Origin of the sequence: Rhizobium anhuiense, assembly GCF_003985145.1 — a bacterium.
Classification (GTDB): Bacteria; Pseudomonadota; Alphaproteobacteria; order Rhizobiales; family Rhizobiaceae; genus Rhizobium; species Rhizobium anhuiense.
In genome coordinates, this window is sequence record NZ_ML133522.1 from 759,672 (window position 1) to 781,013 (window position 21,342).

General features: G+C 60.9%; 20 protein-coding genes and 1 other annotated feature. Of the genes, 15 read left to right on the forward strand and 5 right to left on the reverse strand.

Going from position 1 to position 21,342, the window contains the following annotated elements; genetic code table 11:
• Window positions 1-57 precede the first annotated feature (57 nt).
• The gene (locus EEQ99_RS09810; protein ID WP_028827925.1) at window positions 58-447 is read left to right on the forward strand and encodes a hypothetical protein; all 390 of its coding nucleotides are present in this window, start codon (window positions 58-60) and stop codon (window positions 445-447) included.
• Between the two features lie 207 nt (window positions 448-654).
• Entirely contained in the window at window positions 655-1,032 is a 378-nt protein-coding gene (locus EEQ99_RS09815; protein ID WP_028759162.1) for a hypothetical protein, read from the forward strand.
• 72 nt (window positions 1,033-1,104) lie between these two features.
• Here EEQ99_RS09815 and EEQ99_RS09820 read toward each other — a convergent pair whose 3' ends face one another.
• Entirely contained in the window at window positions 1,105-1,872 is a 768-nt protein-coding gene (locus EEQ99_RS09820; RefSeq protein WP_028759161.1) for an adenylate/guanylate cyclase domain-containing protein, read from the reverse strand.
• Between the two features lie 233 nt (window positions 1,873-2,105).
• On the opposite strand from EEQ99_RS09820, the gene EEQ99_RS09825 reads away from it, so the two are divergent.
• Window positions 2,106-4,325, forward strand: coding sequence for an adenylate/guanylate cyclase domain-containing protein (locus tag EEQ99_RS09825; protein WP_028827926.1), 2,220 nt, complete (start codon window positions 2,106-2,108; stop codon window positions 4,323-4,325).
• A gap of 17 nt (window positions 4,326-4,342) precedes the next feature.
• Here the strand turns inward: EEQ99_RS09825 and EEQ99_RS09830 are convergent, their stop codons facing one another.
• Both EEQ99_RS09830 and EEQ99_RS09835 read right to left on the reverse strand, forming a co-directional pair.
• Window positions 4,343-4,867, reverse strand: coding sequence for a YHS domain-containing (seleno)protein (locus EEQ99_RS09830; RefSeq protein WP_049812608.1), 525 nt, complete (start codon window positions 4,865-4,867; stop codon window positions 4,343-4,345).
• Between the two features lie 45 nt (window positions 4,868-4,912).
• On the reverse strand, window positions 4,913-5,560 hold the full coding sequence (locus EEQ99_RS09835) for an ankyrin repeat domain-containing protein (RefSeq protein ID WP_028758740.1): 648 nt from the start codon (window positions 5,558-5,560) through the stop codon (window positions 4,913-4,915).
• Between the two features lie 207 nt (window positions 5,561-5,767).
• Between EEQ99_RS09835 and EEQ99_RS09840 the strand changes: the two genes are divergently transcribed.
• The 4 genes from EEQ99_RS09840 to EEQ99_RS09855 all read left to right on the forward strand — a co-directional run bounded on the left by EEQ99_RS09840 (window position 5,768) and on the right by EEQ99_RS09855 (window position 9,289).
• Entirely contained in the window at window positions 5,768-6,556 is a 789-nt protein-coding gene (locus EEQ99_RS09840; protein ID WP_028758741.1) for a DUF899 domain-containing protein, read from the forward strand.
• Window positions 6,557-6,852: 296 nt separating this feature from the next.
• On the forward strand, window positions 6,853-7,230 hold the full coding sequence (locus tag EEQ99_RS09845) for a response regulator (RefSeq protein WP_025554521.1): 378 nt from the start codon (window positions 6,853-6,855) through the stop codon (window positions 7,228-7,230).
• Window positions 7,231-7,307: 77 nt separating this feature from the next.
• The gene (locus tag EEQ99_RS09850) at window positions 7,308-7,559 is read left to right on the forward strand and encodes a hypothetical protein (RefSeq protein WP_025554522.1); all 252 of its coding nucleotides are present in this window, start codon (window positions 7,308-7,310) and stop codon (window positions 7,557-7,559) included.
• A 137-nt stretch (window positions 7,560-7,696) separates the two neighbouring features.
• Window positions 7,697-7,752: a sequence feature (sul1 is cis-regulatory element that is thought to sense ions involved in sulfur or methionine metabolism; They are found in Alphaproteobacteria), on the forward strand.
• A gap of 70 nt (window positions 7,753-7,822) precedes the next feature.
• Window positions 7,823-9,289: a SulP family inorganic anion transporter gene (locus EEQ99_RS09855; protein WP_028758742.1), complete on the forward strand. Its 1,467-nt coding sequence runs from the start codon at window positions 7,823-7,825 to the stop codon at window positions 9,287-9,289.
• A 21-nt stretch (window positions 9,290-9,310) separates the two neighbouring features.
• Here EEQ99_RS09855 and EEQ99_RS09860 read toward each other — a convergent pair whose 3' ends face one another.
• Window positions 9,311-10,234 (reverse strand): LysR family transcriptional regulator, encoded by a 924-nt coding sequence (locus EEQ99_RS09860; protein ID WP_028758743.1) that lies wholly within the window; start codon window positions 10,232-10,234, stop codon window positions 9,311-9,313.
• A gap of 100 nt (window positions 10,235-10,334) precedes the next feature.
• Between EEQ99_RS09860 and EEQ99_RS09865 the strand changes: the two genes are divergently transcribed.
• The 7 genes from EEQ99_RS09865 to EEQ99_RS09895 all read left to right on the forward strand — a co-directional run bounded on the left by EEQ99_RS09865 (window position 10,335) and on the right by EEQ99_RS09895 (window position 18,998).
• The gene (locus EEQ99_RS09865) at window positions 10,335-11,216 is read left to right on the forward strand and encodes an NmrA/HSCARG family protein (RefSeq protein ID WP_028758744.1); all 882 of its coding nucleotides are present in this window, start codon (window positions 10,335-10,337) and stop codon (window positions 11,214-11,216) included.
• A 227-nt stretch (window positions 11,217-11,443) separates the two neighbouring features.
• Entirely contained in the window at window positions 11,444-12,253 is an 810-nt protein-coding gene (locus EEQ99_RS09870; RefSeq protein ID WP_127430317.1) for a class I SAM-dependent methyltransferase, read from the forward strand.
• Window positions 12,254-12,668: 415 nt separating this feature from the next.
• Complete coding sequence (locus EEQ99_RS09875; RefSeq protein WP_127430318.1) at window positions 12,669-13,919, forward strand: MFS transporter; 1,251 nt, start codon at window positions 12,669-12,671, stop codon at window positions 13,917-13,919.
• A 327-nt stretch (window positions 13,920-14,246) separates the two neighbouring features.
• Complete coding sequence (locus EEQ99_RS09880; RefSeq protein WP_127430319.1) at window positions 14,247-15,647, forward strand: PIN-like domain-containing protein; 1,401 nt, start codon at window positions 14,247-14,249, stop codon at window positions 15,645-15,647.
• Window positions 15,648-15,769: 122 nt separating this feature from the next.
• Window positions 15,770-16,117 (forward strand): DMT family protein, encoded by a 348-nt coding sequence (locus EEQ99_RS09885; protein WP_127430320.1) that lies wholly within the window; start codon window positions 15,770-15,772, stop codon window positions 16,115-16,117.
• 184 nt (window positions 16,118-16,301) lie between these two features.
• Window positions 16,302-17,813 carry a DUF1800 domain-containing protein gene (locus EEQ99_RS09890; protein WP_127430321.1) on the forward strand — a complete coding sequence of 504 codons (1,512 nt, stop codon included), beginning with the start codon at window positions 16,302-16,304 and terminating at the stop codon, window positions 17,811-17,813.
• 12 nt (window positions 17,814-17,825) lie between these two features.
• Window positions 17,826-18,998 (forward strand): DUF1501 domain-containing protein, encoded by a 1,173-nt coding sequence (locus tag EEQ99_RS09895; RefSeq protein ID WP_127430322.1) that lies wholly within the window; start codon window positions 17,826-17,828, stop codon window positions 18,996-18,998.
• A 219-nt stretch (window positions 18,999-19,217) separates the two neighbouring features.
• Here EEQ99_RS09895 and EEQ99_RS09900 read toward each other — a convergent pair whose 3' ends face one another.
• Window positions 19,218-20,207: an aldo/keto reductase gene (locus tag EEQ99_RS09900; protein WP_127430323.1), complete on the reverse strand. Its 990-nt coding sequence runs from the start codon at window positions 20,205-20,207 to the stop codon at window positions 19,218-19,220.
• Between the two features lie 148 nt (window positions 20,208-20,355).
• Here EEQ99_RS09900 and EEQ99_RS09905 point away from each other — a divergent pair, with 148 nt between their 5' ends.
• Window positions 20,356-21,255 (forward strand): LysR family transcriptional regulator, encoded by a 900-nt coding sequence (locus tag EEQ99_RS09905; RefSeq protein WP_127430324.1) that lies wholly within the window; start codon window positions 20,356-20,358, stop codon window positions 21,253-21,255.
• Window positions 21,256-21,342 lie beyond the last annotated feature (87 nt).

Genomic DNA, 21,342 nt, shown 5'->3' on the forward strand with positions numbered 1-21,342 from the left:
CAATGTTTGTAGGAAATATATCGCGACTGCGCGTCGGCTTATTTGGAGATGAATTGAGTGAGAATTAAAGTCCTTGTTTGTGCCGCCCTGCTGGCGCTGGCCGGCTGCAATGCCCCGGTGTCGCAATCCGTTGCAGATTCCCAGCGTCCTCCCTCGACTGACGTCCGGCAGAACTTCGTCAACATCGTGTTCAAGAGAACCTACAGGCACGAAGCGGGAGAAGTCGTATGGGCTCGCATTTCCAGCGTGGTTCTGCTCGATCCTGAAAAGAAGATCTATGCTTACTGTGTGCGGGTGGTGCCCAAGCGCAGTTGGGGAGACTGGGCCTATCTCGGCGTCTCCTTCACGGACGGCAAAATATTAGGCGCGACGGTGAATGATAATCGCTGCCGCGACAAGCGGCTGCGCTACTACCCGTTTCCTGAGATGAACGGCATGAAAACCTGACGAAGGAGCGAGGGGCGCGCGCCACCGTTCGAGGCTTTGATGAGCGGCAGCGCGGCATGCCCGTCATGGGCGCGCGGCATCCTCCAACCTTCCTCACGCTGAGGTGCGTAGCCCGCAGGCGGAGCCTCGAAGCACAGGGTGCGGCGCTGCTGCTTGCAGCCTCGGGAAACCCGATTCATCAATTCTGATTGAGAGAGATTCAACGGAATGAAAATCAAGTTTCTTGCTTACGCTGCCCTGTTGGTATTGGCCGGCTGCCAAACCGCGGTGCCGCAATCCGTTACAGACTCCCAACGGCCGCCTTCCAGCGCAGTGCGACACGAGTACGTCGACGCTCTGCGGGGAACCATTAAACCGGGGAACTTCGTAAAGGCGGAGATTTCCAGCGTGGTTCTGCTTAATCCGGAAAAGCAGATATATGCTTATTGCACGCGCACGACGGAGCGCGGCAACCCAAACTGGTCCTATATCGGCCTGGGCTTGCAACACAACATGATATTGTACCTGAAAAGGAACGACTATCGCTGCCACGACGAACGGCTGCGTTACTATGATTTTCCGGAACTGCGGAACATGAAGTACTGAGGCAGAGGCGGGGTCTTTGCCAGCCTCGCCGGCACCCCTTTCGGACGCCATCAAAACCAGAGATCTCGTCACTCAGCGCTTGACCAGCACGCTTGCCTGCACCGGCTGCTCGATACCCTTCAGGGCAAGCATGCGCGTTTCGGCGTCTGCGGTGAGAGCGGGCGCCTTCGCAGTCGTTTCGGCAGAGATCAGGATCTCGCCGGCGGCGGCCTGGGATTCGAGCCTTGCGGCCTGATTGACGACTCCGCCGATCGCGGTGAAATCGCTGCGGAAGCTTGAGAATTCGCCGATCTGGACCTCGCCGGAGTGGATGCCGACGCCGACGCCGAGGGTGCGGCCGGGTAATGCCTCGAGCGTCAGGCCGTTCAGCGCTGTGGCGCAATTTCGCTGTATTTCTAGGGCGGCCAGGATCGCAGCGCCGGCGTGATCATTCCGAACGATTGGGAAATTGAAGATCGCCATCAGTCCGTCGCCCATCTGTTTGTTGACGATGCCGTCATGCGCCCAGATCGCCTGCGCGCAGCGATCCTGGAACAGGCTGACGATCTCGCTCAGTTGCACCGCCTCGATGCGCTCCGACAGATCCGTGAAACCCCTGATATCGGCAAACAGGATGGTGGCGTCGACGGTGATCTGGCGCTGCTTCTTGACGTATTGGAAGGAGCGCTCGCAGATCGTGCAGATATCGGGGTTCATCTTGCTGCGAGTGATGCCGAAGGCGCGGAAGGGCAAAGCCAGCGGACCGCCGATCGGGATCGGCATATGCATCTGGTCCCAGCAGCCGCGGCAGATCCTGGCGCTGCCGTGCCTGGCCGGCTCCATGGAAGAGGCTGTCGTCATATTTCCAAATCCATCGCCTGATAGCCAAAAAAACAAGCTTCCAATACTTGGTTGCTTTTGACAACTCTCTCAATCATCGAAGACAATGATGGCTTGAAGTATTTCGTCCGGCGCCATCCTGATCAGACACATCGCCGCCAAGTCGAATATCGTGTGGTCCGGCGATAGCATCGCGATAGGACATCCTGTAGGATATTGTTAACAATACATTCGCTCTCCAGGAAAGACCGGGGATGGAGCGCCGTCTTGCAGCAATCCTGATCGCTGATGTCGTCGGTTACAGTCGATTGAGCCAGATCGACGAAGAGGGCACGCGTGCGCGTTTCCAGGCGGATCAGGACAATGTCTTCGAGCCGGCGATCGAGCGTCATCACGGCCGGCTGGTCAAAACCATGGGCGATGGTCTGCTGGTCGAATTCCAGAGTGTCGTCGATGCCTTGCGCTGCGCGGTGGAGGTTCAACAGCTGAAAGCCACGCATAATGCCGCTGTTGTCCCGGAGCATCGGCTCGAGTTCCGGATCGGCATCAATCTCGGCGATATCATCGTCGAGGGCGAGGACATCCAGGGCGACGGCGTCAATATCGCCGATCGAATGCAGGCGCTGGCGGAGCCGGGCGGCATCGCCATATCGGGCACGACATACGACCAGGTGAAATCGAAAGTCCCGGTCGGTTTCGCGTCGCTCGGCGAGCAGCGGCTGAAGAGCATCACCGAACCGGTCCGGGTCTATCGCGTCCTGCTCGACCCGACTGCTGCCGGCAAAACCGTCAAGACCCGCAGGCGCCCGCCGATGCGCCGCCTCATTGCGGGCATCGCAGCCGCCGTCATCCTCGCTCTTGCCGGTGCGGCGCTCTGGTGGTGGCAGCCGTGGATGCCGGCTAAACCCCCGGGGCTCGGCGAACGTTTTGCCTATCCGCTGCCGGACAGGCCCTCGGTTGCGGTTCTGCCCTTCATCAACGTCAGCGGCGATACCGAGCACGACCACCTCGCGGAAGGGTTGACGGACGACCTGATCACCGAACTATCGAAAGTATCGGGTCTCTTCGTCATCGCACGCCATTCGGTCTTCGCCATCCAGGACTCCGCCGGCAAGATCCAGGACGTGGCTGCCGAACTCGGTGTTCACTATGTGCTCGAAGGCACCTTGCAGCGCGCCGGGCCGCGGCTGCGGATCAATGTCAAACTGATCGACGCGGTCACCGGCCTGTCGCTCTGGGCCGAGCGCTACGACCGCCAGTATACCGATCTCTTCGCGGTTCAGGACGATGTGATCGGCAAGATCATCGCGGCCCTGTCGGTCAAGCTCAGCGCGCGCGAGCGCGACCAACTGGCCCGAATCCCGACCGAAAATCTCGAAGCCTATGATTATTACATGAGGGCCGAGCAGGAGGGCTTCATCTTCAGGGATGTCGATACCTACCGCCGGACGCTCTCCTTCTACCAGAAAGCGATCGATCTCGATCCGGGCTTTGCCAATGCCCATGCGGGCATTGCGCGCGTCGCCGTCGATGTCTGGCGCAACGACTACAATTATCTCTGGTCGGCTGCCGTTGCCCGCAAGATCGCCTATGACGCCGCCGGGCAGGCGCTCAAGCTCGATCCCAACAATGCCAGGGCGCACACCGTCCTTGCCCTGCTGCAATGGGTGGACGGGCGCGAGACGGAGGCCAGGAACTCCGCCAATATGGCCGTCGCGATGCAGCCGAACGATGCGGAGGCCGCCGCCAATCTCGCGCTCATCCTCGTTCACACCGGAAGCGCGGGCCAGGCCGTCGCCGAGATGGAGAAGGCCTTGCGGCTCGACCCATCGCCGGCGCCGAGCTTTCAACTGCTGGCGGGGATCGTCTTTTATACCGCCGGCGACGACCAGCGGGCGATCTCGCTGATAGAGCCGACGCTCGACAGCCTGCCGAAGGTCGAGCCGGCGCGCGAATATCTGGCGGCTGCCTATGCGGATCAGGGCAATCAAACCAGGGCCGCGGCGGAGACGGCAAAGCTGCTGGAGCTCTTCCCGGAGAGCAATCTGACCTATTACGGCTATCTCTATGATTATTGGCAGGACGGTGATCTGCAGCGCCATCTGGCCGGATTGCGAAAGGCCGGCATTCCCGAATGGCCCTTCGGTTTTGCAGGTCATCAAGCCGACAGGCTCGGCGAGGCAGAGCTGCGCAATCTCGTCGACGGCAAAAGCTGGAGCGGCAAGCACAAGAACGGCACGGATTTCATGCAGTATTTCGACAAGGCCGGAAACACGGCCTATCGCAGCGCCAATACCAACATCACCGGCACGGTCGAGGTGCGAGGCGACAGAATCTGCGAAAAATTCGCCGGCTACTTCCTCGACCGGATGGTATGCGGATATGTCTACCGCAACACCACAGGCGAGCAGGGCGACCGGCCATATGTACACGTGACGCCGCGCGCCCTGACGTTCTTTTCACTTACGTCATGACGTGCCGGCGATGGGCTTCATTTCGTCGCCGGTTGCTGCCAGACGGTGTGCATCTTCTCCGAAATCAGTGTCTGCTGAACTTCGGACCAATGCTTCTTGGAGTCGGTCACCTTGGTCGGATTCTTCTCCATGCCTTCCGCCGCCCCGGGATCATAGCTGAGATACAGTTTGCCATCGATGATCCGCCAGGCTTTCGGATCGATATTGGTGGTCACCGTCCCGAAGGACACGCCATCGGCGCAATAGCCGCCATATTGCGGCGCATATCTGGACGGATCGCCCTTAAAGAGGTCGCGATTTTTAGCGCTGGAAAAATACCAGGTCGCGCCAAGCCAGTGATAGGAATATGTCTCGGATCCTTCGACGGCCTGATTTTCCGTGAAATAGGCGACCGGGTCGTAACCCTTGATCGCAACATTTCCGAAATAGCCGGTATTGACGAGTTCCTCGGCCCCCGCAGGCTGAAGGAAGGAGAGCAGCATGACCGTAGCGCCAACGGTTACGCCCACCCGCTTTCCGCATTTTTGCACATGATAAGACATAACAAGCTCCGTTCCCGGACGCGGTCTGTTACCTCAAGCGAAATGCTATTGCCGTTTGGTGCATTCCTTGTAGAGCGGTTCGCCTACAAGCTCGGCTTTCTGGCAAACAGCACCGGCTTCTATGAGTAATTTGGCCGTATCCCAATGCGCCCGCCACCCGGCTTGAGTGAGAGGCGTGTACCCATTTCTTTCCGTCGCTTCGACATCCGCATTCTTCGTCAACAGAAAAGCGACCACCTCAGTGCGGCCCTCTTCGGCGGCGCCGTGCAGCGGCGACATCTGATAGAAATTCTTCCTGTCGTTGACGACAGCTCCCTCTGCGACAAGCAGTTTCACCACCTCCAGATTTCCTCCATAGGCTGCCGCATGCAGTGCCGTCAGCCCACCCTTGTTGCGAATTTCGATGTCGGCGCCGCGATCCAGCAAAAGAACGACGACATCGGCATGGCCCGCCAATGACGCGATAATCAGCGCCGGCTCGCCCGCCTCGTCGACCTCCGACAGATCGGAGCCCTGATCCAGCAACTGTTTGACGCGTGCGACATCGCCATCCCTAGCCGCCTGGTGCAAAGGACCGGCCCATGATGGCAGCACGCCCATGGCAAGCGCAGCAACAGTCGCGATAAAAACATTCACGGGCACGATCTCGGCTTGATTGGGGTTCGCATGCGCCGTTTTGTCGCGTTTTAGCACGCGTCCCGACCGTAAACAAGATTACGCTAATGGACGCGCTCGTGGTCAACACCACGCATGCGCTGCGGCTGCGACCAACGGTTCCGGGGAATACGGTCACACTTGTTACTCCCCCTGTCCGATTTCCGATGCGAAACTATCTCAGACCAATGCGCGATGAACCGGGCTTCCAAACCCGGGAATTTGCCCTGATGAGGAGATTGAACCATGACTGCTTCAGCCGAGAATGGAAAAAGCGGACAAGCCATGCACAAGCCGCCAGTCGTGTCGCCGCAGGCCTGGGAGGCGGCCCGCGAACAGCTGCTGGTCAAGGAAAAGGCCGAGACCCGGGCTCGCGATGCGCTCGCCGCCGAGCGCCGGCGCATGCCATGGGTGGCGGTCGAGAAGGCCTATGCGTTCGAAGGTCCCGGGGGCAAAGTCAGCTTGCTCGATCTGTTCGAAGGCAGACACCAACTCATCCTCTACCGCGCCTTTTACGAGCCCGGCGTGTTCGGCTGGCCCGAGCATGCCTGCCGCGGCTGCTCGATGGTGGCCGATCAGGTCGCCCATGTCGCCCATCTCAACGCCCGCGACACGACGCTGGTCTTTGCCTCGCGGGCGCCGCAGGCCGACATCACCCGGCTGAAGGCGCGCATGGGCTGGACGATGCCGTGGGTTACCATCACCGACAGCTTCGACAAGGATTTCGGCGTCGACGAGTGGCACGGCACCAACGTGTTCTACCGCGACGGCGAGCGCATCTTCCGCACCTATTTCATCAACAACCGTGGCGACGAGCAGATGGGCGGCACCTGGAACTACCTCGACATCACCCCGCTCGGCCGCCAGGAAGTCTGGGAAGACTCGCCCAAGGGCTACCCCCAGACCCCGACCTACAAGTGGTGGAACTGGCACGACAGTTATGTGCCGGACGCCGAGCCCGACAAGAGGTGGGTCGAGGTGTCTGATGCAGGGGAGGCGGCGTTTCGGGCCGAGAGCGCAAACGAGAAACCGTGAGGGAGGCAGGCGGCTGCGGATCAGCGGCCTGCAGGCGCCGGTCCGTCGGGCCGCGCCGTCAAATCTTCGGCCGCCCGCCGTAGAGCCGTTGCCTTGCCGGCCGCGGCCCGTGCTTTCCCGATGCCGGAGCGACCGCGCCATCGGTTGGTTTCTCCACAGGACCAGTAGCGGGGCCGGTAACGCTGCCCGCTGATCGCCAACTTATTCTTCTCAAAGTGGAAACTTTTCGGGGACGGTTGCGTTGTAGCCGCTACCGGCAGTGCGCCTGACAGGGCCGTCTATGGGGAGGCTTATGCATGAAGGTCATGATCGTTGAAGACGAGAATTTTATCGCTCTGGAACTCGAGCGCATCGCGCAAGAGGCCGGACACCAGACCATTGGGCCGGTCTCGACGGTGGAGCAGGCTCTCGCCCACGCTCAAAGAAGCGATGTCGCGCTCGTCGATCTCAGTCTCTCCGACGGGCTGAGCGGCGCCCAGCTCGCGCGCCGGCTGATCGATCGCCATAGAGTTGACGTCATCTTCGTGACTGGCAGTCCCGAGAGCGTCGGTCACGGTATCGACGGTGCGCTTGATGTGATCGCCAAGCCCTTTACCGACGAGAGGGTCGCCAGCGCGCTCTCGCGGGCGGCGGCGCGACGCAAAGACTTCGACAGCAGCAAGGCTGCGTTCTGAACAGCAAGGCTATGTTGTGATAAGAAGAAGATCGGCGTCATTCAGACCGTTGGCGCCCACCTGAGGAGACAGTCCGGATGAAGCACGCGCTCATTGCCGTTCTCTTCATTCTCAGCGCTTGCGCCAGCGCAGGGGATCCGCAGCCTCTTCCGGGCAGCCTGACGTATGGCGGAAAGGTCCTCCATTCGCCCTATCGTCCGGGAACGGTGGTCAAGAATACCTTTCTCGGCGATTTCGGTTACCGCGTCTTCGAAACCTATGTCGTTCAACCGGATGGGACGCTCAAGCTGACGTCCCAAAGCACAGGGCCGGACTTCCTTTGGCAGTGAAGGCTCCTCAATCCAGAGGGCGCAAGGTGCGCGCACCTCGAGCATTTGAGGCTGCTCGTTGACTTTTGCATTTTTCATTTCAGTGCAGTTGAATGTTGCGCTGCGGTAAAAATTTCGTCTATACCGCAGGCATTCACAACGGACCCGGTGAGACCCCGGGTGGCTCTTCTGGCCGCCGATCCGCCAGACAACGCAAAACCTGCATGCCGTCACGCGACCGCTCGCCAGAGCGGGTCTGGCCATGCTTTGCGAGAATCTATCCCATGCTGCTTTCCTCCATCCGTCGTGATTGGTCCGCCAATCCTATGCGCGAAATGCTCGCCGGAGCGGTGGCGACCTTCGCCCTGATCCCCGAGGTGATCGCCTTTTCCTTCGTGGCGGGAGTCGATCCCGAAGTCGGTCTGTTTGCCTCTTTCGTGATCAGCATCGTCATTGCCTTTACCGGTGGACGCCCGGCGATGATTTCGGCCGCCGCCGGGTCGGTGGCGCTGGTCGCAGCGCCGCTGGTGCATGCCCATGGTTTGCCCTATCTCTTCGCGGCCGGGCTGCTGGCGGGGTTAATCCAGATCGGCTTCGGCCTGCTGCGCCTTGGCGTGTTGATGCGCTTCGTGTCGAAATCCGTCCGCACCGGCTTCGTCAATGCGCTAGCTATTCTGATCTTTGCCGCGCAAATGCCGCATATTGTCGGTGCCGGCTGGATGGAATATGCCGTGCTGATCGCCGGGCTTGTTATCATTTACCTGACGCCGCGGATCACCACCGCGATCCCGTCGCCGCTGATCTGCATCCTGATCCTGACCGTCGCGTCGATGGTGCTCGGGCTTCCCGTGCTCACCGTCGCTGACCTCGGCAAGCTGCCGGAATCGCTTCCGGTGTTCGGCTGGCCGGCTGTGCCGCTGACGCTGGAAACGCTTAGCATAATCGCCGGACCCGCACTTGCCATCGCCATGGTCGGGCTGTTGGAATCGATGATGACGGCGAGTGTCGTCGACGATCTCACGGATACGCCGAGTTCGAAGAACCGCGAATGTACCGGTCTCGGTCTCGCCAATGCGGCCGCGAGCCTGTTCGGCGGCATTGCCGGCTGCGGCATGATCGGCCAGACAGTCAGCAACGTGAAATATGGCGGGCGCGGCCGGCTTTCCACGCTGTTTGCCGGCGCGTTCCTGCTGATCCTGATGGTGCTCCTGAAGCCGTGGGTGTCCGAGGTTCCCGTCGCCGCACTGGTGGCGATCATGGTCATGGTATCGATCGACACGTTCGATTGGTCGTCGCTCCGAGCCGTGGTGGTCCATCCCAGGATGTCGAGCGCCGTGATGGTGGCGACCGTCATCGTCACCGTCTTCACCGCGAACCTGGCGCTCGGGGTGACGGTCGGGGTGCTGCTCAGCGGCGTGTTCTTCACCTTCAAGGTTGCTAGCCTGCTGCAGGTGGACGTCGCGCCCGACGCAACGACCGGGCGGCTGACCTACCGCGTGTCCGGCCAGGTGTTTTTTGCCTCCGCCGATGTCTTCGTCGAGGCTTTCGACGTTCAGGACGCGATCGGCAAGACCGTGCTGATCGACGTGTCCGAAGCGCATTTCTGGGACATCACGGCCGTTGCTGCGCTCGACAAGGTCGTCCATCGTTTTAGGGCGCACGACATAGCCGTGGAGGTCGCGGGCCTTAACCAAGCCAGCGCGACTTTGATCGGAAGTCTCGACGGCAAGGTGGTGTTGAAGGAGGTCTAACGGCGAAGGTCGGATTTCATCCTACGGCGATATGATGGCGAATTCCTCGCTCCCGCCAGTTCCTGTGGCGTTCAGCCGTGTGACGGCCAGTTCAATGAATGCTTTGACCAAAGGCGGCAGGTGTCGGCTGCTGGGATAGACGACATGGAAGCCGCCGGCCGGGGTCGTATAGCCGTCGAGAACGCGGCGAAGCCGCCCGTCCTTGATGCAGGCTTCGGCAAATCGGTGTGGCAATTGGGCGATTCCATGGCCGGCGATCGCGGCGGCCATCACCGCCTGCATCTCGTTGGCGGCGAAGCGGCCCGAAACCGCGATCGTTTCCTGACCGCGCGGACCTTCCAGCAACCATTGCGCATGGACGGACTGGCCGGCGATGACGCAGTCGTGGCGGACGAGATCTTCAGGCGCAGCGGGCGGGCCGCAGCGGGCGAGATAATCCGGGCTTGCGCAGAGAAGGCGGTGCATCGAGCCGAGTTTGCGGGCGACCAAGGTAGAATCCTCGAGGACACCGGTGCGGAAGGCCAAGTCTATGCCGTTTTCGACGAGGTTCAGCCTGTCGTCGGTCAGGCGCAGTTCGACCCTCGTCTTCGGGTAGGTCGAAAGAAATCCAAAGATCGCATCCTGGAGGAAATGGCCACCGAAGCCGACCGGCGCCGATATGCGGATCGTGCCGGCAGGCTCCGCACGCGCTTCCGCAAGCCGCAGGTTGGCGCCTTCGATGGTGCGTAGCGCCTGGCTGCTTTCTTCGTAGTAGAGACGCCCTGAAGCCGTCAGGTTGAGGCTGCGGGTCGTGCGCTGCAGCAGCCGCACGCCGAGTTCGCGTTCCAGCTCGGCGATGCGGCGGCTGACCGTCGTCTTCGGCATGCCGAGCAAGCGCGCGGCGGCGGTGAAGCTGCCCGCTTCGACGACGCGGGCGAAGATCATGATATCGTTTAGATCGAGCATTGTAGCTCCACATGGTACGATGTTTCTCAATTATGGGCCATTATGGTTCAATGCGACAGACCCTAACTTTGCTGTATCCGTCACAACAAGGAGTAGACAGATGAGCAACACACGAAGCGTTCTGGTCACAGGCGCCACCGGCCAGCAGGGCGGCGCGGTCGTGCGCGCCCTGATCGCGCGGGGACATCGCGTCAAGGCGATTAGCCGCCGGCCGGACAGCGAAGGCGCAAAACGGCTGACCGCGGCGGGAGTCGAGGTCGTCGCCGGCGATCTTGACGACGCGGCATCCGTGGCGACGGCGGCAAAGGGCGTCGACACGATGTTTCTGATGGGCAACAGCTACGAGGCCGGAACGGACGCGGAAACCCGTCAGGGCATTGCCGTCGCCAATGCGGCAAAGGCCGCCGGCGTCGGCCACCTGATCTATTCCTCCGTCGCCGATGCCGACAAGAAGACCGGCATTCCGCATTTCGACAGCAAGTATCTGGTCGAGAAGCATATCGCCGGTCTCGGCATACCCTATACGATCAGCGCGCCCGTCGCCTTCATGGAAAACACCGTGGCACCCTGGGCGATCGACGGCCTGCGCCAGGGCGTCTACGCCGCCGCGCTGCCGCCGACGCGCGTGCTGCAACAGATCACCATTGATGACATTGGTGCTTTTGTCGCGGCATTGGCGGAGCGGCGCGAACAGGTGTTCGGCAAGCGTTTCGATATTGCCGGCGACGAGTTGTCGGGCGAGCAGCAGGTGAAGATCTTGTCCGAGGTGCTCGGCCGCCCGATCACTTACCGGGAATTGCCGATCGCGGCGATACGGCAGCAGAGCGAGGATACGGCGCTGATGTTCGAATGGTTCGACCGCACCGGCTACGACGCCGGTATCGCCGCCCTGCGCCGCGATTTTCCTGAGGTCGGCTGGCACAGCTACGCCGACTGGGCGCGGGGCTTCGATTGGAGTGTGCTCGGTAGGGCGGGCGGCTGAGTTGATGCGGTATCACCGGACGGTGATATCGCCGGCTGATGACATCTGACGGAGGTGGATCGGCCGGCAATCGCCTTACGGCCACCTCGAAAGAGGGGCAACGATAGCCCAACTTCTCGGCATCCTCGGCCTCGAGCCGAGGATGCAGGCGATCGTGCCCGCTTGCACAGTCGCCGGTGAATCCTAGTATTCAATCGAAGACTTATGTCCTTGAGGAGGAGGCTTCGATGCCGTCGAGTTTCAACGTCGAAAGTGCCGATGGTTATGAACGGCTGATGGGGCGCTGGAGCAGAAGGCTGGCGCCGATGCTGATCGATTTCACCGGTCTCGCGAATGGTAATCGCGTGCTCGATGTCGGTTGCGGGACCGGCAGCCTGGCGTTCACTTTGGCGGAAACGCCAGGCCTGCGGGAGATCGTCGCCGTCGACTATTCGCCGGTCTTCGTCGAGGCCGCAACCCGGCGGAACACCGATCCGCGAATAACGATCCAGCAGGCCGATGCCTGCGCTCTTCCTTTCGAGGACAACCGCTTCGACCGGGCGATGTCGCTGCTCGTCCTGCATTTCGTGCCGGAGGCGGGAAAGGCGGTGTCCGAGATGGTTCGCGTTGTGCGCCCGGGCGGCGTGGTCGCGGCGGCCGTCTGGGACCATTATGGCGGCATGTCCGGCATGCGAATGATGTGGGATACCGTGGTGATGCTCGACGAGAATGCGCTGCCCTTGCGGCGCAAATATTGTTTTCAGCCGATGATGCGGCAGGGGGAAATGAAGGAGAGCTTCATCGCGCAGGGCCTTGTCGATGTGGAGGAGACGTCGCTGCTGATCCGGATGGAGTATTCTTCCTTCGAGGACTACTGGGATCCAATCGCTGCCGGTGAGGGGCCGCTCGGTAAATATGTCGCAGGGCTGGATCCGGCGAAGCGAAGGGCCGTCGATGCCGCCGTCAGGGCGGCATACGAGGCGGGTGAGCCCGATGGGCCGCGGTCTTTCGCGTCGGTGGCGTGGGCGTGCCGGGGGCAGGTGCCAGCGGAAGGCTAGGCACAGCTTGCTGCGTATGGCGCAAGTCCAAGAGAGCCTCCTCCTGAGGCACCGCGCAGAGACCTCCAAGGATGGGGCGGATGCGGGGCGGCATCAAATGGACGCAGGGAGCGGCGTTGCGGCGTGTTCTTCGAGGCTTCGCCCTTCGGGCTCGGCGCAGCAGGATGAGGGACGTTGGAGAATGCCGCGCCCAAAGGGCAGGGCGCTGGCCAGTCGCATGCCTGCGACAAGGAGCCGCGTGTGACCCGATCACGCCAATCGTGATGGAACAGCGGCAGGATTGCTGACGTTATTGCCCGCTGTCGCCGACGGCGAACGCCATTGTCGACAGCATCACCCGCCCGTTTCGGGCACCCCTTCCGACTGCATCCGGAATTGCCCGCCTCGCCGCCGCTTTCGGACGGAGGAATATCAGATGTCCGCTTTGGAAAGCCTGCGCCTGTTGACGCCGCAGCAGCGCAATACGGTCATTGCCAGCTATCTCGGCTGGACGCTCGACGCCTTCGATTTCTTCATTCTCGTCTTCGTTCTCAAATACATCGCCGAGGAATTCCATACAGACGTCCCCGCCGTCTCGGTGGCGATCTTCCTGACGCTCGCCATGCGGGCGCTCGGCGCGCTGATCTTCGGGCTTGCGGCCGACCGCTACGGTCGGCGCATCACGCTGATGGCCGACGTGCTGCTCTATTCGCTGTTTGAATTCCTGACCGGCTTCTCCACCGGGCTCACCATGTTTCTCGTGCTCAGGGCGCTCTACGGCATCGCCATGGGCGGGGAATGGGGCGTCGGCGCCTCGCTCGTCATGGAGACGGTGCCGGAGCAGAGCCGCGGCATCGTCTCGGGCATTCTGCAGGCGGGTTATCCCTCGGGTTATCTGATCGCTTCGATCGTATTTTTCCTGCTCTTTCCCGTCATCGGCTGGCGCGGCATGTTCTTCGTCGGCGCGGCTCCGGCGCTGCTGGTGCTCTACATCAGACGCAATGTCGAGGAGAGCCCGGCCTTCCTGAAGCGGCAGGCCGAGGGGCGGCGGCCATTCCTGACGGTCTTGCGCGAAAACATTCCGCTGTTCATCTGGGCGGTGCTTTTGATGACGGCGTTCAACTTCTTCAGCCACGGCACACAGGACATCTATCCGACTTTCCTCGAAACCCAGCGCAACTATTCGAGCTATACGGTCGGCGCCATCGCCATCGTCTACAATATCGGGGCGATCTGCGGCGGGCTGTTCTTCGGGGCGCTATCGCAGCGGATCGGGCGCAGACGCGCAATGGTCATCGCCGCGCTGATCGCCGTGCCCGTGGCACCGCTCTGGGCCTATGCGCCGGGGCCGGTGCTGCTCGCCATCGGCGCCTTCCTGATGCAGTTCTTCGTCCAGGGCGCCTGGGGCATCGTGCCGGTGCATCTGAACGAGCTGTCGCCGGATGAGGTGCGCGGTACCTTTCCGGGCTTTGCCTACCAGCTCGGCAACCTGTTCGCCTCCGGCAATGCGACGCTGCAGGCGGGGTTGGCTGCCCGCTGGGACGGCGACTATGCCTACGCGCTATTAATCGTCGCGGCGGTAGTGGCGCTGGTCGTCGCGGCTCTCGCCGGCTTCGGCTACGAGAAGAAGGATGTCCGCTTCGGCACGGAGGAGGCCGAGGAGCCGCATGGCGCGATGCGAATCTAGCGCTGCCTGCGGTCTAAAGAGGCCGGCGGCTGATGTCGCCGGCCTTCCTTGCGTTACCGTTCGATCCGAAATGCCTTTGAGTCCGTAATCACTTTGTAGGCACAGATGCTGTCGTAAAATGTCTGTCCGCGCCAGAAGAAGACCCCCAGAGCCATCAGGCGGTGGCCGCGATTGTCAGGATGATGTAGAATTGATCACCGAGTACGCCAGAGTTGGCTCGGGAAATTTGTCCACGACTTAAACCAAACGCGGTGACTGCAATAAAGGCGCTATTGCCACTATTGCTCGAATCTTTGCCGTTTACTATCGTCCACCGAACCTGCAGTAATGGGCGGCATCGTGAGAGATTTATTTCCCGGATTTTATCCACCAACCGCGCAAGAATATGAAAAAATATCCAAGGAATCGCTCGTTGTTTTCGACGCGAACTCGCTGCTTGACCTCTATCGACTACCAGCGAGCGCTCGTGATGAATTCCTTGAAGTACTTGCGGGACTGAAAGATCGTCTTTGGATTCCGTTCCAAGTGGCGTTGGAGTTTCAAAGAAACCGGCTTACGGTTATCACCGACGAGCGAAAAGTTACGCAAGATGCGCTCGACTCTGCAAAAGAACTCGTCGAGAAACTGACCCAAAAGGTCGAAGATTTGGAACTCGACAAGCATGGCCTCGGCTTGAAGCCGGATGAACTCATAAAGGACTTAAAAAACTCGAATCAAAAGCTGCAGGAAGCCCTAACTAAGGTTCATGAAGCACGCCTTGATCCTGGCCACAAAGATGAAATCCGTGACCGCCTCGACAAGATTCTAAAAGGCAAAGTCGGATCACCTCCTTCAACACAGGCCGAGATGGACCAATTAGTTGCTGGAGGCGACCAGCGGTTTAGCGATCGCATTCCGCCAGGCTTTGCTGATGTCGACAAAGGAAAGGACCCAACAAAGGCGTCTTACGTCCATAATGGAATTAAATATACGGCGAAATTCGGCGATCTCATTCTTTGGCGGCAACTTATAAGCTACGTCAAAGCGGAGAAGCCGAAAAGTGTCCTTTTTGTAACGCGCGACAGAAAAGAAGACTGGTGGTGGTCGGAAAAGGGCAAAACCCTCGGTCCGAGCCCTGAGCTAGTATCTGAAATCAAACGAGAAACCGGCGTCGAATTGTTCTGGATGTATCGCCCAGACCAATTCCTCGAAATGGCGAAGACGAACGATATTGCAAAAGTCTCGTCGTCGTCGGTGGATGAAGTAAAGGCACTAAAAAGCCGATGGGAAGAGATATTTCAATCATCAAACGGGCTGATACCGCTGACGTTCCGCCCCCTCACCACGAGTCGAATTGAAGACATTGTGCTGGCTTATCTCGAAAACCGCTTTGATGAACTTGAGGTGAATCCGTCTGGTTTCCCCGACGCATTCGCCTTCGACGAAGCCTCTGGTTTGAAATTCGCGGTCGAGATAATGTCGCCGGGCCGGGCGGGCGGCCCTTCGCATTTTCTCGAAGAGGCCAAGAGCAAAATTATTGTAGTACAAGACCTCATTGACAAAGGTGTGGCTGCGGGATTCGTTCTAGCATGCGTGGTTCCTTCAAGGATAGCTGATCAATTCGTGAACTCGTTGGAGCGATTACGCGATGTGATCAGCGCATACCCCCTGACTGAATTAGTCGTCGGCGAGATTGTTGACGATGCTTTTCAGCCGTTGCTACGAATAGGCAACAATGATCTGAAGTAGCCTTGTGCAGCCGTGTCGACACACCGCGCATAACCGGACTTGCCGTCGAACGACAGCGTGCTAGGTAAGGCCCGCCGGTATCTCGCCGGATCAATTTTCTTTCACAGCCCCCGAGTTAGCCCATGTCCTTTTCTCCCGCCGCCGTCTGGCCTGTCGTCATGCTGTTTGCCTCCAACATCTTCATGACATTCGCCTGGTACGGGCATCTCAAGCACAAGAGCAGTGCCATCTTCCTGGCCATCGTCGTCAGCTGGGGTATCGCCTTTTTCGAATATTGCCTGGCGGTGCCGGCCAACCGTATCGGCTCGGCGGTCTATACGACGGCGCAGCTGAAGACGATGCAGGAAGTGATCACGCTGATCGTCTTTTCCGGCTTCTCGATCTTCTGGCTCGGCGAGAACCTGACCTGGAACCATGCGATCGGCTTCGCCCTGATCGCGATCGGAGCGTCCTTCATTTTCCGTGCATAAAATTTAGCCTTTTCAATAGATTACAAATCGTCCATGTCTCGATATCGCCGCATTTCCTACAGATTGCGGTCGCAATCGGCTGGCAGCCTGTCACCTCACGCTTTTTGTTTTGCGCAATTGCGGGCGCAAACCGCTGTGCATTTTTGCTGGAATTGCTTCAGCATTGATCAGGAGGTGATCTGCCATGAGCCTGTCTTTCCCGACGATGGCGGCGATCCGGTTCGGCTATGGCTTGCGGCCGGGCGAGGCGCCACCTGACAGCAAGGACGAGCTCATCGGCCAGCTGCGCAAGGGGGCGGCGGCGATACCGGACTTTCCCATGGGTGGTCCTGACATGCGCCACCAGGCGATTCTCAGCCTGCAGTCGCAACTGACGCAGATTAGGCAAGACGCCAAGACGGTGACCGACGACACGGTGCAGCGGGAGATGCGCAAGAGCGTGCAGCGCCAGGCGCAGCAGCAGTTCCAGCACGATTCGAACCTGCGATTGATGCAGGCGGTGCTATCGCCCTACGGCTTCTATGAGCGGCTGGCGACCTTCTGGACCAATCATTTCTCCACCAGCGCCAATAAGAGCCTGCCGATGCGCCTCATCGTGCCGCTCTACGAGGCCGAGGCGATCCGGCCGTTCATATCGGGCAGGTTCGGTGATCTGCTGCGCAGTGCCACTGCCCATCCGGCCATGCTGATCTATCTCGACCAGGCGGATTCGCTCGGGCCGGAATCGGCCGGCGGGATCAAGCGCAATAAGGGGCTGAACGAGAATCTCGGCCGCGAGCTGCTGGAGTTGCACACGCTCGGCGCCGGCAGCGGCTATAGCCAGGCGGATGTCACGGCGGCAGCCATGGTGCTGACGGGGCTCACCATCGACCGCAAGGAGATGGATATCGCCTTCCGGCCGAATATATCGGAGCCCGGCGCGCATCAGGTGCTCGGCGTCAGCTATGGTGGTAACAGGCGCTCGCGCGACGATTATCTCGATTTGCTCGATGATCTCGCCGTCCATCCGAAGACGGCGGCGCATATCAGCCGCAAACTCGCAGTGCATTTCGTCTCCGACCAGCCCGACGAGGGCATGGTGTCCGACATGGTTGAAGCCTGGAAGAAGACGGATGGCGATCTGACGGCCGTCTATACCGCCATGCTCGACCATCCCGCCGCCTGGCGCGACGAGGGCGCCAAGGCGCGCCAGCCCTTCGATTATGTCGTTGCGGGTCTCAGGGCGTTGAATGCGGGGCCGGTCAACGGCGTCGTCGGCAGCTTCCTGGCGGCCAATCAGCAGGGCACTGAAGAGGGCGACATGGCCGCCAATACGCCTGGCATGGCGGGATCACCGGTGACGACGGATCCCGCCGGCGAGGCAAGAGACAAGCGCCTCAAGGCCTTCCGGACGGCGCGGGCACTGGGGCAGGGCGCGTTGAAGCGCATGGGCCAGCCGATCTGGTTGCCGCCAAGCCCGGCCGGTTTCGAAGAAGGCTTCTCCGCCTGGATCACCGGCAGCCAGATTGCCGAACGGCTGGCCTGGGCAAGACGGGCCGCAGCGCAGTTCGGCCGAGACGAGGATCCGCGCGAATTCCTGAAATCGACGCTTGCCGATGCAGCCCGCGACGAGACGATCCGCGTGGTCTCCCAAGCGCCGAACAAGATCAGCGGGTTGACGTTGGTGCTGGCTTCCCCCGAATTCAATCGCCGATAGGAGCGTCTGCCCATGAGCCAGATCCTGCTTTCCCGCCGTGGCTTTCTGACGTCGGCCTGCTGTCTCGCCGCCGCCCCCCCCTTCACCCCGGTCACCTTCGCGGCGATGCCGGGTGACAACCGTTTCGTCACCATCGTGCTGCGCGGCGCGATGGACGGGCTGGACCTGGTGCAGCCCTATGGCGATGCCGGTTTTGCGGCGCTCAGGCCGACCCTGGCGCTGACGCCCGACACCGGGCTTCTCGATCTCGATGGGCATTTCGGCCTCCATCCTGCCGCCGCCGAACTGATGCCGCTCTGGAGGAGCCGGGAGCTCGCCTTCGTGCATGCGGTGTCGACGCCCTATCGCGACCAGCGCAGCCATTTCGACGGGCAGGATATGCTGGAATCCGGCGGCGAGCACGTCGCCGAGGAAAAGACCGGTTGGTTGAACCGGGCGCTCGCCGTCATCCCGCGCTCGGATGCGCGCAGGGCGATCGACGTCAACACCTCGACGGAACTGATCCTCTCCGGGCCGAACAACGTCGATGTCTGGGCGTCGGACTCCAATCTGTCGCCGGCGAGTGACGAGATGCAGTTCCTGGCGCGGCTCTATGCCGGCGATCCGCCGTTTGCCGCAGCACTCGCCGAGGCGACGCGGGCCGACACCGCCGCGATGATGGTCGAGCCGGATGGCCAGCGCGGTGAAAAGACCGCCGATGTGGCCGCGCTCGCGGCCAATATGCTGAAGGGCGATTACCGCATCGCCAGCTTCTCCATCACCGGCTGGGACACGCATATCGGCCAGGCCGGCCAGTTCAAGCGGCCGGTGCAGGACCTTTCGCAGGCGATCAACACGCTGAAGACCACGCTCGGGCCTGAGATCTGGGCAAAGACGGTGGTGCTCGCCATGACCGAATTCGGCCGCACCGTCCGCCAAAACGGCTCGGCCGGCACAGACCACGGCACCGGCGGCTGCGCGGTGCTATCAGGCGGCGCCATCAACGGCGGCCGCATCCTCGGCCGCTGGCCCGGTGTCAGCGACGGCCAACTGCTCGACGACCGCGACCTGATGCCGACCGCAGATGTACGCGAACTGGCCGCAGCGATGCTTTACCGGCAGTTCGATGTGAGTGCGGATGATCTGACGGGGAAGATCTTTCCGGGGCTGGGCTTTGATAAGGGGTCGCAGTTTTTGAAGGTGTGAGGGGGAGTCTTGTTCCGCCATTGTGACAGGCACTCTACGGAGGGCGGGGAGGCGCGGTACCGACCAGCCCTCATGGTGAGGAGGCCTAAAGGGCCGTCTCGAACCACGGGGGCGGGTGACTGGGCGCCACGCCGGCATCCGCATTCAGCGAAATGGGTGGCCAGCCTCGTCCTTCGAGGCCCCTCGGGGCACCTCAGGATGAGGCTGGAGAGAGGGCCTTTAGTGACCGGTCATCTTCAGTGCTGCTTCGGGAAGCCGCTCGCCTTGAACCTGGATGCCGGAGAGGGCCGCGTCGATTTCGGCGAGATCGTCGGCCAGAAGGTCGATGTCGACAGCCCCGAGATTCTCTTCCAGTCGATGCTGCTTCGTCGTTCCCGGGATCGGTACGATCCATGGTTTTTGGGCCAGCAGCCAGGAGAGGGCGATTTGCGCGGGTGTTGCGCCCTTTCGGTCGCCGATCCGCCTGATCAGGTCGACGAGCGCAAAATTGGCCTTGCGCGCCTCAGGTGAAAAACGCGGCACGCTGTTGCGGAAATCACTCGGATCGAATTTGGTGTTCTCGTCGATCTTGCCTGTGAGGAAACCGGCGCCGAGCGGGCTGAAGGGCACGAAACCGATGCCGAGTTCCTGAAGGGCGGGCAGCAGTTCCGCCTCGGGGCCGCGCCAGAAGAGCGAATATTCGCTCTGGACGGCAGTCACCTTCTGGACGGCATGGGCGCGGCGGATCGTCTGAACGCCGGCTTCGGAAAGGCCGAAATGTTTGACCTTGCCGGCTGCGATCAAGTCCTTGATGGCGCCGGCCACATCTTCGATCGGCACGTCGGGATCGACGCGGTGCTGGTAGAACAGGTCGATATGATCCGTCTTCAGGCGGCGCAGACAAGCGTCGGCAACCGCCTTGACATGTTCGGGACGGCTGTTCGTGCCGCCGCGGCGTTCGCCGGTCTGCTGATCGATATCGAAGCCGAATTTTGTGGCGATGACCACCTGGTCGCGGATAGGTGCGAGCGCCTTGCCGACAAGCTCTTCATTGACGAAAGGTCCATAGGCTTCGGCCGTGTCGAACAAGGTCACGCCTTGCTGATGGGCGGTGCGCATCAATCTGATCATCTCGCCTTCGTCGGCAGGCGGGCCGTAAGCAGCGCTCATGCTCATGCAGCCGAGACCGAGTGCGGAGACTTCGAGATCGCCGATATTGCGTATTTTCATGGTCGTGTCCGTTCGTGGCTTTGTGTAGGCTCGAGGGGAAGGAGCGGGTTCAGGATTGCCGGCCGGTCGAGTTGACGTGAACTTAGTCCCCATGTCAGCTTTCGATTAGATGCCGTAATGCGCATGGACCTATAAGGCGGACTAATGAATGCCCCAGGACAACAACTTCAACGACCTCGTCGCCTTTCTGACAGTCGCCAGGGAACGCAGCTTCACCCGGGCGGCTGCCAAGCTCGGCGTGTCGCAATCGGCGTTGAGCCAGACGGTGCGTGGTCTCGAAGAGAAGCTCGGGCTTCGGCTTTTGACCCGCACGACCAGAAGCGTGTCGCCGACACAGGCAGGAGAACGCCTGCTGGAACGGGTCGGGCCGCGATTTGAAGAAATCCAGTTCGAGATCGCCGCCTTGAGCGAAATGCGCGAGCGGCCGGCCGGCACCATTCGCATCACGGCCGGCGAGCACTCCGCGGTTTCCATTCTTTCTCCCGTATTGGCGCGCTTTCTCCCAGATCATCCCGATGTCAACGTCGAGGTGATCGTCGACTACGGCCTGACCGACATCGTCGCCGAGCGTTACGACGCCGGCATCCGGCTCGGCGAGCATTTGGCGAAGGACATGATCGCGGTCCGGATCGGTCCCGAGATGCGGATGGCCGTCGTTGGAGCGCCCTCCTATCTCGATCACCATCAGCGCCCTGACATCCCTCAGGACCTGACGGCTCACAACTGCATCAACATTCGGCTGCCGACGCACGGGACGATATATCCCTGGGAGTTCGAGAAGGACGGCCGCGAACTGCGCGTCCGTGTCGAGGGGCAGACGGTGTTCAACAACATCGCCATGCGGATGGGCGCGGCGCTGGATGGGCTGGGACTGGCCTACATGCCCGAGGACCAGGTTCAGTCCTATATCGAAGACGGGCGGCTGATCCGGGTTCTGGAAGACTGGTGCCAGCCTTTCCCAGGATACCATCTCTACTATCCGAACAGGCGGCATGCGTCTCCGGCATTCACGCTGTTCGTCGACGCGCTCCGTTACAGAGGAAAGTAATGTCGATTTTATTCCATCACGGCTTATCAAAATATCGTGATTGATTAGCTGATCTAATAGACCCTAGCTGTCCGAGCCGTCTAATCC